The organism is Ruegeria sp. N11 (assembly GCF_056531525.1).
The window spans coordinates 161,080-176,642 of the sequence record NZ_JBQFLX010000001.1; the positions used below are offsets into that span (position 1 = coordinate 161,080).

General features: G+C 56.1%; 14 protein-coding genes. 5 read left to right on the top strand and 9 right to left on the bottom strand.

What is annotated here, in order from left to right:
- Nucleotide 1: 1 nt before the first annotated feature.
- Genes ACR0J8_RS00875 through ACR0J8_RS00885 form a run of 3 tightly spaced genes read left to right on the top strand, consistent with a single transcriptional unit; the run spans nt 2 to nt 2,200 of the window.
- Nucleotides 2-1,012 (top strand): ATPase, T2SS/T4P/T4SS family, encoded by a 1,011-nt coding sequence (locus tag ACR0J8_RS00875; protein ID WP_480888701.1) that lies wholly within the window; start codon nt 2-4, stop codon nt 1,010-1,012.
- Complete coding sequence (locus ACR0J8_RS00880) at nt 1,005-1,181, top strand: DUF4177 domain-containing protein (protein ID WP_480888702.1); 177 nt, start codon at nt 1,005-1,007, stop codon at nt 1,179-1,181. The genes ACR0J8_RS00875 and ACR0J8_RS00880 overlap by 8 nt, the downstream gene beginning before the upstream one ends.
- 20 nt (nt 1,182-1,201) lie before the next feature.
- Nucleotides 1,202-2,200, top strand: a complete 999-nt coding sequence (locus tag ACR0J8_RS00885) for a TrbL/VirB6 family protein (RefSeq protein ID WP_480888703.1) — start codon at nt 1,202-1,204, stop codon at nt 2,198-2,200.
- Between the two features lie 113 nt (nt 2,201-2,313).
- On the opposite strand, the gene ACR0J8_RS00890 is transcribed toward ACR0J8_RS00885, so the two are convergent.
- The 6 genes from ACR0J8_RS00890 to ACR0J8_RS00915 all read right to left on the bottom strand — a co-directional run bounded on the left by ACR0J8_RS00890 (nt 2,314) and on the right by ACR0J8_RS00915 (nt 10,998).
- Nucleotides 2,314-3,369 (bottom strand): hypothetical protein, encoded by a 1,056-nt coding sequence (locus ACR0J8_RS00890; RefSeq protein ID WP_480888705.1) that lies wholly within the window; start codon nt 3,367-3,369, stop codon nt 2,314-2,316.
- Between the two features lie 15 nt (nt 3,370-3,384).
- A complete protein-coding gene (locus tag ACR0J8_RS00895) occupies nt 3,385-5,193 on the bottom strand; it encodes an ATP-binding protein (RefSeq protein ID WP_480888706.1) in 1,809 nt (602 codons plus the stop codon).
- The gene (locus ACR0J8_RS00900; protein ID WP_480888707.1) at nt 5,190-6,623 is read right to left on the bottom strand and encodes an SIR2 family protein; all 1,434 of its coding nucleotides are present in this window, start codon (nt 6,621-6,623) and stop codon (nt 5,190-5,192) included. The genes ACR0J8_RS00895 and ACR0J8_RS00900 overlap by 4 nt, the downstream gene beginning before the upstream one ends.
- A 104-nt stretch (nt 6,624-6,727) precedes the next feature.
- On the bottom strand, nt 6,728-8,620 hold the full coding sequence (locus tag ACR0J8_RS00905; RefSeq protein ID WP_480888708.1) for a type IV secretory system conjugative DNA transfer family protein: 1,893 nt from the start codon (nt 8,618-8,620) through the stop codon (nt 6,728-6,730).
- Nucleotides 8,613-10,421, bottom strand: coding sequence for a relaxase/mobilization nuclease domain-containing protein (locus tag ACR0J8_RS00910; RefSeq protein ID WP_480888709.1), 1,809 nt, complete (start codon nt 10,419-10,421; stop codon nt 8,613-8,615). Before ACR0J8_RS00910 ends, ACR0J8_RS00905 begins: the two co-directional genes overlap by 8 nt.
- Nucleotides 10,408-10,998 carry a hypothetical protein gene (locus tag ACR0J8_RS00915; protein ID WP_480888711.1) on the bottom strand — a complete coding sequence of 197 codons (591 nt, stop codon included), beginning with the start codon at nt 10,996-10,998 and terminating at the stop codon, nt 10,408-10,410. The genes ACR0J8_RS00910 and ACR0J8_RS00915 overlap by 14 nt, the downstream gene beginning before the upstream one ends.
- Before the next feature lie 306 nt (nt 10,999-11,304).
- Between ACR0J8_RS00915 and ACR0J8_RS00920 the strand changes: the two genes are divergently transcribed.
- Entirely contained in the window at nt 11,305-11,940 is a 636-nt protein-coding gene (locus ACR0J8_RS00920; RefSeq protein WP_480888803.1) for a DUF429 domain-containing protein, read from the top strand.
- Between the two features lies 1 nt (nt 11,941).
- Here ACR0J8_RS00920 and ACR0J8_RS00925 read toward each other — a convergent pair whose 3' ends face one another.
- The 3 genes from ACR0J8_RS00925 to ACR0J8_RS00935 all read right to left on the bottom strand — a co-directional run bounded on the left by ACR0J8_RS00925 (nt 11,942) and on the right by ACR0J8_RS00935 (nt 13,954).
- Nucleotides 11,942-12,145, bottom strand: coding sequence for a hypothetical protein (locus tag ACR0J8_RS00925; protein ID WP_025060004.1), 204 nt, complete (start codon nt 12,143-12,145; stop codon nt 11,942-11,944).
- On the bottom strand, nt 12,142-12,450 hold the full coding sequence (locus tag ACR0J8_RS00930) for a hypothetical protein (protein ID WP_480888713.1): 309 nt from the start codon (nt 12,448-12,450) through the stop codon (nt 12,142-12,144). Before ACR0J8_RS00930 ends, ACR0J8_RS00925 begins: the two co-directional genes overlap by 4 nt.
- A gap of 625 nt (nt 12,451-13,075) precedes the next feature.
- Complete coding sequence (locus tag ACR0J8_RS00935; RefSeq protein ID WP_480888715.1) at nt 13,076-13,954, bottom strand: ArdC family protein; 879 nt, start codon at nt 13,952-13,954, stop codon at nt 13,076-13,078.
- 552 nt (nt 13,955-14,506) lie between these two features.
- Here ACR0J8_RS00935 and ACR0J8_RS00940 point away from each other — a divergent pair.
- Complete coding sequence (locus ACR0J8_RS00940) at nt 14,507-15,547, top strand: class I SAM-dependent methyltransferase (RefSeq protein WP_480888717.1); 1,041 nt, start codon at nt 14,507-14,509, stop codon at nt 15,545-15,547.
- Nucleotides 15,548-15,563 lie beyond the last annotated feature (16 nt).

Here is a 15,563-nt window from a genome sequence, read left to right on the forward strand (position 1 = left end):
CATGGCGGCAAGCTATCTGCAAAGCTCGATGGACAAGATCCCCGAGGCACGCGATCCAAAGCTGATCGAGCTTTGCATCAATCCTGACGGCACGCTGTGGGCGGAGTTTCAGGGGGATCACTTCATGCGGAAAGTCAATCGACAGCTTTCGGCTAATGAGATCAAGGACCTGGGAAATCAGATTGCCTCCGCCGCGAACACCACGCTCAGCCGAACGAAGCCCATCGTCTCGGTCAGCATCACCTATCGAGATCGCCCAATCCGCGCGCAAGTCATTCAGCCTCCCGCCGTTGATGGCGGTTACGCGATTTCTCTGCGGTTCTTCGCCGACCTGCCATTGGAGCAAATCAGGCTGTCCTATCTCTTCGGAAAAGAGCGCAGCAACGAAGAAGCACGACACAAGCGCAATGCCGAGCTGCGCGATGTCGTGGCCACCAGCGACATTGATGCCGCAATCAAGTTTTGCGTCACGCACAAGCTCAACATGATCGTGTCCGGCGGCACCTCGACAGGCAAGACCGTCACGGCGCGCAAGATCCTCTCCTTCGTGCCCGCCAACGAGCGCATCATCACGATCGAAGAGGCCGCCGAGCTGCGGCCAACGCAGCCCAATGTCGTCACGCTGATGTCTGACCGCGATGAGGCCACGCGCAGCGCTGATGTCCTGCTGACCTCCACGCTCCGCATGCGGCCGGACCGTATCGTCCTGGGCGAAGTACGCGGCAAAGAGGCCATGACCTTCCTTGAGGCCATCAACACCGGGCATGGTGGCTCGCTAACCACGCTACACGCTGAGACGCCGCAGCTGGCGGTCCAGCGCCTCGCCATCGCTGCCCTGAAGACCGACGTGCCTATGACCTACCAGGACATGAACGACTACATCACCCGCTCCATCGATGTGATCATCCAGGCCGGTCGCCATGAAGGCGCGCGCGGCATCACCGAATTCTACCTGCCGGTTGACCAAAGCCAACAAATCGAGCCCCATTCAAAGGAAACAGCCCATGTTTGAATACAAGATTGAACAGATCAACACCGCCAAGACAAAGCCACCGAAGATCGAAGCGCAGCTGACGGCCCTTGGTCAGGATGGCTGGGAGCTGGTCTCAGTCGTGCCGGATTTTGACGGCGAACATATCCTGAAGGCCTTCATGAAACGTCGCACCGGCGCGAACGCCTAAACCTAACTGAGGGGGATACTATGGGCGTCGTCACCTGGATGGTTGAGACAACCGACAACTTTCTGGACGACGCGGCCCAAACCACCTTTGGCAACGTCGCCGGTCAGCTTGGCGGCGTCATTGCCGTGGCCTCGACACTCGCGGTGATCGGCGTCTTCCTCAACATGGTGTTTCAATACAAATCCATGGATGGCCGGACCGCATTCTGGTTCGCTCTCAAACTCATGTTGATCTCCCTCTTTGCTATGAACTGGGTCCAATTCAACGCTGTGGCCAGCGCCCTCATCAACGGTCTCGATCAGCTTGCGGGCGGCATGGTGGCGGGACTTGGTGGCGGCGGCGCAGGAGCATCCTACTTCGCAGAGGCCTTCGACGAACTTATCGAAGAATTTGGCGATTACCTGAATGCGGCCGGTGACAACATGCATTGGATGGCCGGAGCCCTGATCGGCGCGATCGGCGCATTCCTCCTCGGCGTCATTGGCGCGCTTTGCGGGCTTGTTCTGATTTTCGCGAAAATCATGCTGGCGTTCATGATCGGCATCGCCCCAATTATGATCGCGCTTTCGTTGTTCGATGTCAGCAAGGACTATTTCCACCGTTGGCTGTCCAGCACAGTATCCTACGCGCTCTACCCCCTCGTGATCGCGGGCGTGTTTTCCACTGTGGTCGGCATGTCGCGCTCGCTCATGGCCGAACTCGGAGATCCCTCAGGTGCGAGCAACATCGGCGCACTAGTGCCTTTCTTCATGATGATGTTCCTCGCAGGCGGCATGATTATCGCCACCCCGCTGATCGTGCGCTCAATCTCAGGCAATTTCATGATGGCCGGACCGCCAAGCATTCCGGGGCCTGGCGGCTTCACCAAGGGCTTGATTGGCACCAAGGGGTCACGGGCGCGGGCGCGGTTTGGGACCAGGTCGAATGCTGAGATTGCAGGGGCTGGGATACGCCAGGCGGGCGGTGCGACTATTTCGATGGTTCAAAAGGTCGCTGAACGTGCGAAAAGGTTGGAATGAAACCAGCCCATTCCTGCGGTTGCTTCGGCTTAGCGGCGCCGCAATGCAGCGCCCCTGAAGCAGACATTGTCACCAAAATGAGGATAATACTTTAGCGTCAAATAATGTGGGCCTTACGGAGCAAAAAATTGAGGGTTCGGCTGAATGATGAATTGCCATAATGGCAGCCCTTTGCCCCTATAATCCTCTGGAATTTTCAACTCAAAAAATGAAGGATCATATTTCACATCGAGCGAGACAATGCCGTCATCGTCACTGACAGTAAGCTCCCGGAATGCGTTGCTAATCATCGAACTAAGACTACCCACAATCTCAAATTCTTGGTCGATAACACGTTCACGAGGCGATGCCGAAAACGACACCTTCGAAATGGCTCCGTCGACCATCACGACTGGATCCTGAGCTACTTCCCAATCACCGTAGCGCATCAAATAGAATGCAAGCTTTCCTTCCACAGAGCTTTCCAGGCGCTCGTCTGCGCAATACATGTGTACTTCCCGGATTATGATTTTTGCTGTCCCATCGGCCGATATCGTTGGATTTGTACCATCTTGATCGCAGAGAACTTCAAAACGCAGTAAGGGCAAAGTTGCAATCTTGCGATCCCCGATGACCGACATCTCGCTTCGAGCCATGGCATGTGGTAGATCTATCCAAAGTTCATCGTTTTCTTCGAAGAAGGATCCCGGCGCTAAAAGCGTCCATTGGTTAACTTTTGAAAAGTAAATCGCAATCCTAAGATCTGCTCGATTTATTTTTGCATAGGCCGCCAACTTGTCGAAATATCGCCTTTGGATCCGGTATCGTTCCGAAATCTTCTTCATATGGAAGTTCTTGACTTCCACCAGAATGAGCTCGTCTGCATGGGTCACTATTCGATAGTCTGGGGCAATAAAATCATCAGAAGCTACGAAAGCTGAACCACCATCTTCTTGTGTTATCAACTTGCACCGCCCCATCGCCCCAGCAACGTGAGCGAACATCGCCTCCACGCGCTTACCGTGCAAGAGGCTGGGGTTGCGAAGTGATGCCTTAAGTGACTCCTCAATCCTTTGATGAAATGTCTCAAGGTCGTCGGGAGTATCTATTCGAAAACCTTCCTCTCTAGAAAGCGCCGAATAGAGCTCCAGCGTGTCGAATTTTTGGGGATTTCTTGATTGGCGCTTCATCCAACACCTTTTGACTTACTTCTCAATTACAAGAGCACCCTGCGGTTCTCCCCAAAACTCTTGGTAATTCGGACCGTGGCTTTCCGGCTGCTGTCCTTTTTCAGGTTTGCTCATCATGATCGGCAAGGGAGCGGGCAGGTCGGGTCCAACGATGATCGCTTCGCCCTGTGATAAGGATGGGATGAAAGCAGCTGCGCTGCGATCCAGATCACCGCAAGCTCTTTCGATGGTTTCCCTGTCTCGGTCATTCGTGAGTCTGTGGACAAACAAGGTTCCAAGCTGACTGAGGACATCCTGCGGCACATCTCTGGGACGCTGGGTCGCAATCACGGTCGTCAGCCCATACTTCCTACCTTCCTTTGCAATCAGGCCAAATGCATCAAGGCTCACACTATTGAATTCATCGCCAACAGTCCGGCCAATAAATTGATGCGCTTCATCCAGACAACAAACGAGCGGGTTCTGGCGAAACTGGCCTCGCCGTGCAAGGCCGAGCAGGTATCGCCCCAGAGCATTCAAAAGCAATTCTCTGGTGTTGTGCTTGAAGCTCACCTTCTCGAAGGAAAGCACCATTGCCTTGGCATTTGGATCGGTTAGGAAACGCTCAATCTCTCGACAAATGTCCAGACCATTGTCTGAGAACAGACAGGCCAACTCGGGGGAGGTTAAAAAGGTTTCAATGCGAATGATCAGTGAGTTGCAGTATCCAACTGCGTTGTTGTCGAGTTGACCATATCTCGATGCATCATTGTTGTGAACTGGCCGTACGCACTCGTTTCGCACCTGCCGAGACAGTGCGTTGAAGTCAAACTGGCAGGTTTCAACTGCCAACTCGTCCGCAAGCGTTAACTCAGCTTGACCGTATGCCAGGCGGCTCTGATTTGCTTTTTCAATGGTTCCTTGCTCCTCCACAACGACATGCCCAACCGGATCGTCGCCCCTGTGGATTAGTACCTTTCGCCTTGAACCGTTCTCCTCGACGGGGAACCGTTCCGCATCAGCCGCCAAGACCCGAGCCATGCGAAGGCTCTTCGTCGCACTCCGTAGGGCTGGACCCTGACTTTGGCCGGTTGGAGTAAGAAGAGCGTGTAGGTCCACTTCCGACAAGTTCTCACTCGGGAACCGAACCAAGGGCTGTTCGTCATTGCCGGTTTCGCTGAACGAATACTGCCATGCTCCAGCCACCTTTCCTGTGAATTCTCCGGTAGGATCGAACAGAATACACTTCCCACCGATCCGCACGATTTCATTGACGAGGCGGGAAACCGTCCAGCTCTTGCCCCCGCCTGTCGCACCAAATACTCCGCAATGACGACCGAACAATTTCTCCGGCGGAATACTGAGTGAGGCATCATCCAGCCCGGACAGGTGCCCCAGCTCGACGAGCAACGGTGCACTGTCTCCCTTCACGTCGCCTTCCAAGGCATCCTTGATGGAATTGGACAGCGCTCCGCCCTCTGCGAGGTAAACCCCATCACCGACCCTCGGCTGCGTGTTGATACCGCGCGTCACTTTCCGAGTTGTCTTGCTGACAGTTGCCAGCAACTGGACACGTCCCTGCGGTTCAACCGAAGGATCGGTTTCGATCTGGTGCTCAAGGACATTTCGCTGCCTGTCTGGAATGCCAACTTCCGTCACGCGCCCCAAGATCGCTGAGCGGTCACAATCGACAAACACGAAATCACCAACCGAACCTTTGGCCAACCCGCGCCGTCCAAGGGCTGCAAGCGCATTCGGTAAGGTTAGTTCAACGGCACTTGCCGTCACCCTTGTAACCGTTCCGATGCGCTTGGACGGGTCGATCAGAGAGGCAAGTTCGCTCATGCGCCGTCGCCCTCGCGCAGCTTTTCAAGCCGATCCTTCAAGAGCTGACGATCCGTCTTGCCCGATATCATCGGCAAAGCGTCGGCAAGGTCTTCGAAGCGGCCATTCAACATCGTGATGCGAGTATCACCCTGCTGTACAAGCCGCGCGATCTTGCTCTGGTAAGGGCGTTGCACGGCCAGATCGAGGTCGATCTCCTGCGCGTCTTCATCGAAGAGCTTTTGATGCTCCACGAACCCGCGATCACAAAGGACAAGGCGCAGCGACAGGTTAGTTTCGATGGCTGACCAGATTGGGGCGCTGATATGATCGTCAGCAAAACCGAACCCGGAGACGATCAACGTTGTATCGGGTTCTCGCAACGCTGCCTGTAAGGCCGCGAACATGTCGAGGTAGGGGCTTTCGAACGCCTCCTGATACTTCGAAGATCGCGGATAGATCAGGACAGGCTTGCGGTCGTCGCCGGGGGCATCGACACTTCGAATGACGACATCATCCGACCGTCGCCGCCAGTCCACCGAGCCGTGCAGCTTGTAAAGGTGGAACACACCGTCAAGGTAGTCGGCCTTCGTACTGGATGCGGCCCGTCGCACAATATCATGGTCAAAATTATCGCGGTTGAACCGCTGTTCTGCACTGTGGGAAAACCCGTCGATCAGCACCACACCCAAGCGGAGACCTGCTGTCTCGATACACAGATCATAGTTCGTGGTGAACAGCTTCACTCTGGGTTTTTCAGGTGATCGGCGGGCGAATTTCTTTAAGAACGCCCAGTGTGCTGGCAAATCAGTTTCCGCACCGACGAAACCCACTTTGCCCAAGATCGTGTTCTCAGCTACGCGAACGAACTCGATCAGCTCTTCCAGCCAAGGACGATCGGTGAAATCAGGATCGTTCTTTGACCGAATACTGAGCAGCTCAATTTGCATTTTGCAAAGACTCAAAAGGCTCTCGATATCTCCAGCCTTCTGTTTCCCATCGGCATCATTCTGCGGCAGGCCGCCCATTACTTTCTTCGCCAGATCATCGAACTCTTTGTGGTCAACCAAATTGTCTTCTGAAACAGCATCACGCACGGCATGCCAAAGGTCGCCCATCCCCGGCGCATTCGGCCCGCCGTCGTTCTTGGCTGAGAAGGATGCCCCAGACCCCAAGAGCACCACGACATTGGTCGAGTGCAGCGCCGCCAAAAGAGCTTCTTCAACCTGATCCTTGCATCCGGCCTTGGGCTTCTTGGTGGGGTCGTTCGGGTCCTCGTTCTCACCCTCCCAGCGCAGCCATTTGCCGTCGCGCGTCAACAGGCGGAGCAACCCCTTTTTACCTACTGGCTCTCCATCCCAAAAGTTTGCCACGTCGAATACCTCAAAATACAACTCTGGAATGAAACTAGGTTGGTTAATCTGCCGAGTAAACCAAGCAAAAATCGACAACCACCTAGGCGTTTTAGGGATCGCGCTTCTGGCTCATCAATGGCAGCAATAGACATGAAGCTCTTTCTGTTTGCATCTGCGGCGAACTTCCGGTTTCCGTGCATTCATCCCCGAGCTGCCTCCTCCATAAATCTCTCCACCCGTTCAGCTCCTGCTTGATACTCGCCCAAACCAGGCTTTTCGCCTGACGCCGGACCACGCTCTTCATTGGCCAAAGCATCGATCTCTTGGCGCCGCTTCCCTCCGCCTTCAGACCCGTCATCTGAAACTGCTCGCGGCACCTCCAACGCCCCAATCTTCGCCTCCAACGCCTTGATCTGCCCTTGCAGCCCGCGCATCTGGTCACCAGCTGACGGATATGGCATATCGCCTGCCTGCTTGTCGAATATCTGCTTAAAGAACTGATCTTCGTAGTATTTGATCCGCTTGGCGCGCACGGGCATTTGCGCATCGACCACTAGAACGATGTCATCAAGATCCATGCGCCGTGCCTCGTCCTCAGGTAACAACGCGGTTTCTTCGGTCCGTTCAGACATACTGCGCCCGGCGAAGGGATTTCGGCCGACCGACCGCGAGCGTGTCACAACACGCTTGGTGGTTTTCCCGACGGCCTTGCTGAGCTCTTCGATGGTCTTTTCATCTGAGGGGGTCAGGTAGAGCTTAATACCCGCGTTGCCCTGCAGGGCACGCCGGGCATTTTCACCGTAGATTTCATCGAGCGCAGGGATGGTCTGGGTGACGATCGCTAGATTGGCTCGGTACGATCGCAGGGTTTCGATGCTGTCGAGCACGATCGGCATCTTGCCCAGGCGATTGAACTCATCGAGCATGATCATCACCGGCCAAGGCTCATCTTTGCCAGGTTCATGGTCCTGCAGCGATGCCAGCAAGTCCGAGAAGAACAATCGGATCAGCGGAGCGAGGGGTTTCACCATCAGCGGCTCGACAACGAGGTAAACCGAAAACGGCGATTTTCTGATATCGCGAAAATCGAAGTCTGAAGTTGCTGTTGCACGGTCGATGGCGGGGTTGGACCATTGCTTGAGGCCCGAGGTCATCAACAGTGACAGGTAGGAGGTCAGCGTGTCGTTGTTGGTTGAGGCCATGCGCATGAAGATCAGCTTGGCAGCTGGATTGACGACTTCATCGGCGCGGCGGCGATATTCCTTTTGCTTGTCCCCGCCAGATGCGGTGATGCGGTAGATCTCGCCCAAGGTCGGCCGCTTTCGCTCGAACGCCAAAAGCCCTGCGGCCACGAACAGATCGATACCGCCATCGAGGAGCCCTTGGACGCGGTCGTTATCTGCTTGCAGAAAAAGCGAAGCTAGGAGTTGCAGCTCCATCTGTTGGCGGTCGACGTTTTCCAGCGCCGAGATCCGCAGCAAAGGATTGTAGCGGTGCGAGCGGCCATCCTTCCAATCTGTAGGCGCGAACCGGAACACCTTGTCGCCATGCGCTGCCCTGTGGCGCGCGGTCGCCTCGAAGTTCTCGCCCTTCACGTCGAGGACAACGGCACTGCCCTTATAGGTCAGTAGGTTCGGGATGACGAAACCCGTCGTCTTACCGCGCCCGGTCGGGGCCACGATCAGAGCATGGGGGAAGACCTTGGACATGACAAAGGGTCTGCGGCTCTTGGGCTTGCCCATTTTGCCGAGGATAAAGCCGTGGCCAGGCTTGCCGAAAAAGCCATTCCGTTTCATCTCGGACAACTGCTGCCAGTGGGTTTCACCGAACTTGGTCAGCGCGTCATTCATCAACACAGCGCTGAGCAAAACGCCCGCGCACGTGCTGATCCCTACGATCAAGTGAACATTCTGCATATCGGCCGGATGGGCGGTTCGGAGAACCCCATAGCTGCGTGCCAGCATCAAGAAATCGATATCCGCCCCGATCCCGAACCAGCGAAACGTCAGAAAGGCCGACGCCAGGACATAGCCCAATGCCGCGCCCAGAAGAGCAAAGCTCATGACGCCCAGTGCGATCCGCGCCTTACCCATGCGTCACACCTTTTTCGCCATCGGCATCGACATGCCGCTCGCGTTGGAGGTCTATTTCCTCATTGGCGATCTCGTCGAGGACATGCTCCATCGCCACACTGTTCGCCAAAGCGGCATCGCTCTGAAGGTAGGCCTTGGCCGCATAGAGCCGGTCCAGGCGGTCTTCGATATGTTCTTCCAGGGTGGACTCATCTCCAATCGCCAAGTCCGAGGTGCTTTCTTCACCGACCAGTTCCTCCAGCTCAGAGCGCAAGGTCTCGCGTTCCAGATCGCTACGGAAAGGATCTGCGGTTGGGTCGTCCCTCATTCGGCTCAGGATATCAGCCATGGTCGGCGGCAACCTGTCGACCATGCTTTCCTGCCGGTCAATCTCCACAGTCCCGCTGTCTTTGAGAACCTTAGCATCGGCCAACTCACGGCCCAGATCACTGTGTATCTCGTCGAGAAGGTCGATTGCTTTCTCGAGCTCATCGGCGCGAGACAGGTCATAGCCGTCCTTCTCCGCAATCGCTTTCAAATCCTGACCAAGCCATTGCCGCTCGAGCGCGGCATTGCTCGCGCCGATTTCAACGCGGCGCGTCACCTCTTGCGCGTCAATTCCGGTACCTTTCAAAGCCTGCTGAAGACGTTCGGAAAGAGCTGGATCCTGCAAAGCGCCTTGGGCCTCGGTCCGTATATTCGCAGCGGAATAAATCCCACTCTTGGACGCGTCTTCAAGCAAGGTGTGGGACTGCGTTCCCATTGGGCTGAGATGCGACAGAGAGCGATAGATGTCGTTCAGCTCATGCTCCAGCGCCGCGCGCCGCTCCACCGGGGCGTCCGCCACAATGCGTTCAGCTTGGTTGATCTTGTCGTGAAAGGCATCCACGACCTGATCAAAGGAATGCTGTTCTTCGGCCATGCCATATACCTTTCCATCTGCTTCAATCGGTTTGCCCTGCGCCAAAAGCGTCGCGGCCTTGTCCAAGGCTGCTGCAATGTCATGCTGGTTCTCGCGCGTGGCTTCGGCAGCCAGGCCGCGATAAAGCCGCGCGTTCTGCGCCACGTCAGCCAAGGCACGGTCAAGCTCCGGCCCCACGCGCTCACGCTCGGTCAGCTCCTGCCCCGTGGCTTCTGCGCGACGCTGGTCAACATCGCTTGGCCTCTTCGTCGTGATCCCACGCTCGAGCTTTCGGGTCGCCTCAAGGCGCAGCCCATAGAGGTCCGACACCTCCACCATCGCCTCGCGAAAACTGTCGTAGTTGAAGTGGTGCCCCTCCTTCAAAAAGAAGAACTCGCCGTCCTTGCTGCGCCGGTTCAGAACGATGTGCGCGTGCGGGTGATCCCGGTCCTCATGCACGGCGGCGATGTAGTCAAAATGGCTGCCTTCGCCCTGAAAGAACCGTTCGCAAATCTCGCGCGTGATCTCGGCGACATCTTCACCGCGCGTGCCAATCGGGAAAGCCATCAACAGATGTGAGGTGTGCCCCAGTTTGGGATGAAACCCCTCATTCCACTGCGCTGAAAACCGGCGCGTGACCTGCTCGATCTCTTTGGCTGACAGAACGCTTTGGCCGTCATAGGTGCCACGGCTATCGATTATGAAGCTCGACTTGGTGGTCAGGTATTCCAGCTGGTTGCGCAGCTGCGCTTTGTTGTGGGTGCCGCCGTCGCGAATGGCTTTGAAGATCGCGGGCGAATGCCCCATCGCCGCCCGGGCCATTTGCTTGGTACGGGTACGCGGCACGCTTCCACGAATGCGGCTCCAGTCGCGATCGAAAAAGGCCTCCTGCGCGGCGGCAACAGCGCTATTCCGGGCCATCGGCAAAGCCTCCCAGAACGCGGGCAACCTCGCCGGACAGCACGCTTCGGCGGCGCTGCGCCATGTCCTGAACCTGGTCGGCGATATCGAAGATCAGCCCGGCCAAAGCGCGGACCTGAGCATGGGCGGAATTGCCATAGGGCGGCGTCTTACCCTGGCGCTTTGCCTCGTTCAGGCGCTGCGCGATCTGGTTGATGTTGTTGCCGGTGCGATTGAGCGAAGCAGAGAGCCCCTGCATCTGGTTGGCCAGTTCATCGTCAGGAACAAAGAGATCGTTCGAGGCATGGATCAACCGCCGCAGCCCCTCGGCACGGCTCGCGATATCATGCCGCGTCAGCAGCGCATCAAAGCCCGCAAGCTCCTTTGGCGTAAGCCGGACATTCACCAGTTCTGAACGCACGCGCGCATCCAGCTTGCGGCTTTGATCGGCCTTCAACGTGTAAAAGATGCTGCGGGTCGTTACCCCGAATTCACGGGCCAGATCCTCGATCGGCACACCCTCGGCACGCTTGCGTACGATGGCAAAACGCTGGTTTTGCGTCAGTCGTTTGTGCCGTGGTGCGCGCGGTCGGCCCATGTGAAGTAATCAACCCTATTTCTTGCCAGCATCATACAGGCAGCCCTGTTATGGCATTTCGCCATAATTGATTCAATATTATAATATTGTATCAACTGCCTGTATTCCGTTTGGAGCAGCCATAGGCTGCGACCGCCGGGCAAAGCCCGGCCACATGCGCAAGGCCTGCTTGCGCATTTCCCATTAACGCTGCACGCTCAGGGGACCAATGTGGTTCGGGTGTTATGTTTGGCGGTAATGCCACGAAGGTAGCCTATAGCCACAGAACCAAAAGCTTTGACTGAAATTTTCGCGAGGGACTCTTTGGTGCTTTTTTTGGGTTATGATCCTGGTGGAAAATCCACCCACGGCGTCGCTGCACTTGAGGTCAGTGAGACGGGGGAGATAGTCAAACCTCCCGTTTGCTCAGTACTTCAGGATGCCAAGGCTGTTTTGGAATGGATTGACATACACGGCAATGTGGCGGCCCTAGGCATTGACACCCTTATGGCGTGGTCGCCTACCGGCAGCAGGGAATGTGATGACCGTTTGCGGAAAAAGTACCCGAAACAGGCCTCATCTATTATCCCTCAAAATTCGCTTTATAGCTCAATGACCCTCAACGGAGCGATGGTCGCTCAGCATGCTAGCATGCTTACTATCCCGATCTACGAGAGCCATCCAAAACTACTCATGAAAACCCTCTCCACTTCAAACGCAGCATCCCAAAGCATTAAAAATTGGTACTGCCATAAGCTCCAGAGCGCTGATGGCTCCAAGCGCTCCGGCAAGCAGCATGACGATATGGCGGACGCAATTGTCGCCGCATGGTGTGCTGCGCAGGGCCACCTAAAGCTCTGGGATGTTGATCTGTTTAAACTACCAAACAACAATTCGGTGCCCATTGTGCCAAGTGCCTCTTACCCATGGTTCGAAGCACTTGAGCCAAACAAATTGGACTGACCTACCTCAAAGCCTCCTCAAGGATGGCGAGAGCGCCAAGACAATCGTCGATATAGGGCTGCTCCTCGCCGTCCAGATCGTTCAGCTCCAGCCGGTTCAACACCGCGTAAAGCGTGGCGCGGGCCTCACGGGCGGCGCTTCGCAAGCTGACGGTATCTTCCAGACGCGCTGTCGCAAAATCATCACTGTGATAGTCAGGGATCATTGGATTTCTCCCGCCTTGTGTTTCCAGCGCGGGGCAATGTCTTTGAACGGCACCGTGAAGGGCGGCAGCGCGTCGAAGCCGTTCGAGCTTTTGACCACCTTTACATTCGCGTAATCATCCTCAACGCTGAGGATCTCGACGCAGAACACGCCGCCCAAACCCGACGGAACAACGATCTCCTTCAGCTCGTGCCGATGCTTCCCGCAATAGACGCAGGTGCTATAGAGCCCGTCGATGATGTGACCGCCGGTCGTGCGATCACAGTCGCAGGTCCAGAATTTCGGGGGCTGATATTTGTGAGCCATTTGTGGCCTCCTCTTGGGTGCTGCGGTTGGGGCTTGGCTCCCCTTCCGCCGATGGGCTGCACACCGGCCAATCTGATCTGACCGAATACGCATGTATTCGGCGGAACAGAGTGGGTGGGGGCACAGCCCGACCCACGGCCCAGGAGCGGCCAGTCAATGGGTCAAAGCCAGCAACTGGTGCGGCCCGCAGCGCAGCCCGCGCGCGAGGACACGGGTTGCAGGCTTTGACGACGCGCCCGCGCGGCGCTTGCCCATTGACGGGACGCGACAGGGATGTTGGGCGGACCAATCAAATTGAAAGAAGCCTGAAGGAGGTGAGCGGGCTGAAAGCCAGTCGATCCTCCACACAGTCCGTTTCTCAGGGCGGCCCGTGCGAAGCAGCACGGGCCACAATTTGTCATATGGTTCAAGATGCCCGCGCCCCGCCACGCGAGGCGGGGCGCGGGTGCTCAAAGCTCAACGCCAGGTTTCAAGTTTCCGTCCGGATCCAGCCATTTGCGCGCCTCTGCGCAATCCAAGCAAATACAGGTGCAGCTGCCTTTCATGACGACCGGCGCGAGAAAGATCACTGGATTTGACGTGCCGCATTTGCGGCACGCCATAGGGGGCAGGATTGCGGGGCCGCTCATGCTGCGGCTGCCTTCAATTGACCTGTGGCTGCTAGGACAAAATCGGTTGCCTTCTGCGCCTCGGACGCCGCGCGGAAAAACGCCCGTTTGTCTTCTTTGAGCGCTTTCAACCACCCTTCAACGTAGGCGGCGCTTTGGTCGAATTCCGGCGCGACGCCAATCTGAGCCCCAAGGAAACAAGCACCGATTTCCGCCACCAGCTCTTCAAAGGCATAGGCCTCACGGTTCGCAAACTTCTTGATCCGCTCAAGCCGCTTTTCGCTGCCGGTCCAATGGATCACCTCATGGGCCAACGTCCCATAATAGCCTGCCGCATCGTGAAACGTGGCAATCGGCGGCATGTGGATGTGATCTTTAGCAGGGCTGTAATACGCGCGCGGGTCGTCACTGGTGAGGATCTCCGCCCCCGTTCGGCTGAAAAACGCTTCAAGCTCTGGATCTTCCGCCGTGCCGAGGTCGCGCGGGGCTTCGGGCCGGATGTAGTAATCCACCGGCAACCCCTCGATCTGATCCGCGTTGAACACGCGATAGGCGCGCGCATAGGGCAGCTCTTCCTCGATGCCCAATTCGTTCTCTCGGGTAAACGTCCCGTATTTGACCACGGTCGACGACGTTTCGCCTTTTCGGACTTGGCCGCCCAGCTCCTGCGCCTGTTTGTAGGTCATCCATCGGCTGGACACATAACCATGCTTGGCCGCCATAACCCAGAGCATCAGGATGTTAATCCCGCGATACTCCTCGCCGTTGTGTCGGGTCGGCAGGGCAATACCGGACGCGCTCCCTGTCCACGGCTTGCGCCATGGCGGCGTGCCTGCCTCGATCTCTGCAATAATGGTGTCGGTGACATGGGCATAAACATCAAACTTCGGTGCCATTTGTGGCCTCCTCGATCAAAGTGACGCGGGTGAGGCTTCGCGCCCCCTTCCGCCGATGGGCTGCGCCTCGGCCACCTGATCTGACCGAATACGCATGTATTCGGCGGAACAGAGTGGGAGAGGGCAAAGCCCGACCCACGGCCCTGAACGGGGCTGTCAATCGGCCACATTTGCGAAGAAAATGTCTGCGCCGAAATCAAACGCCAATTTGCCCCGCGAGGAATGGCTCGCCCGCGAGACAGGGGAAATTGGTGGCTGATTTTGGGGATGGACTAAGGTTGACCGCCACGGTCAGGGATGTTGGGCGGACCAAACAAAAAGAATGATGTCTGGATCGAGGTGAGCGGGCCATCGGCCCGTTGAGCCTCGGTACAGTCTATTGGGAAACTTTGCCCGCTCGATAGAGCGCGGGCGCATTGAAATCAACTTTCGCGTTTGATACGAAAGTTGCGAAACTCAGATAGCAACGCGCGCATCCGTTTCGCCTTGTCAAAATCAAGATTTCTGAATTGATGAGACAACAATTCTATTGACACAAAAAAGGTGACGGGGATGTCGCTCGAAAAGGAAGCATATGAGCAGAACTATCAACAGTTTCGCTCTCTAAACCAAATAATGTGGCAGATCCCAGTCTTGGCGATGACGTTGACCGGGGGGCTTTGGTTCGGCGTTTCCAAAATTGAAGACAACCCCTTTTTAGCGAGCATCCTACTCTGCACCGCTGTCGTCGGAAATCTAGCATTTTCTGCGGTGCTTTACCGGTTCCGCTTTGTCATGCGCTGCTATCTAGATGAGCTCAAGCGCGCATACCCAGAGGGGTTTGTAGACGCTAGTTCACCAAACGACGGAATGGGGCGGATAGCTAGTTTCTTCGCCGGAGAGCAGCGTGTTCGCCAAACATTCTCAATCTTGCTTTATTGGGCTGCAGGTGCAAGTTTCGTGCTGCTATCGGTAGAGCTATACCAATGGAAAAGCGAAAGCACAAAAATGAATCGCGACGCAGGCATTGAATTCTACGACAGCCATGCCGCTGCTTTGGCAGACGGTTACGAAGCCATATCTTTTGAGGACGCGTACCCGTTTCTTGTTGCGACTTTGAGTGATGATTCCCTTTCGATACTTGATATTGGCTCTGGAACCGGCCGAGATGCGTCTTGGCTAGTTCGCCATGGCCACAAAGTTGTCGCTGCAGAGCCGTCTGCATCTATGCGCAGAATTGCTGAAGCCATTCATCCCGATGATGCTATCGAATGGATCGACGCACGACTTCCAGAACTCGAAAACACGCGTTTAAAGCCCAACAGCTTTGACATAATCTTAGCTAGTGCTGTTTGGATGCACATCCCCCCGGAACAACGCAAGGCCTCTTTGTTACGCATAGGAGAACTGCTTTCCGACGGTGGCAGAGCGTTTGTTTCACTCAGAATTGGGCCGCAAGATGAAGATCGTGGGATGTACGAAGTCAACGCCTCTGAGTTTGAAGACACCGCAGAGCAAGCCGGTTTCGAACTCTTTAGTCACGGTGATTTCGATGACCTTCTCGGGCGCGCTCAAATAAGCTGGAAGATGTATGAACTCAGCATCCGGCAATAAAATCGGATCATACCTA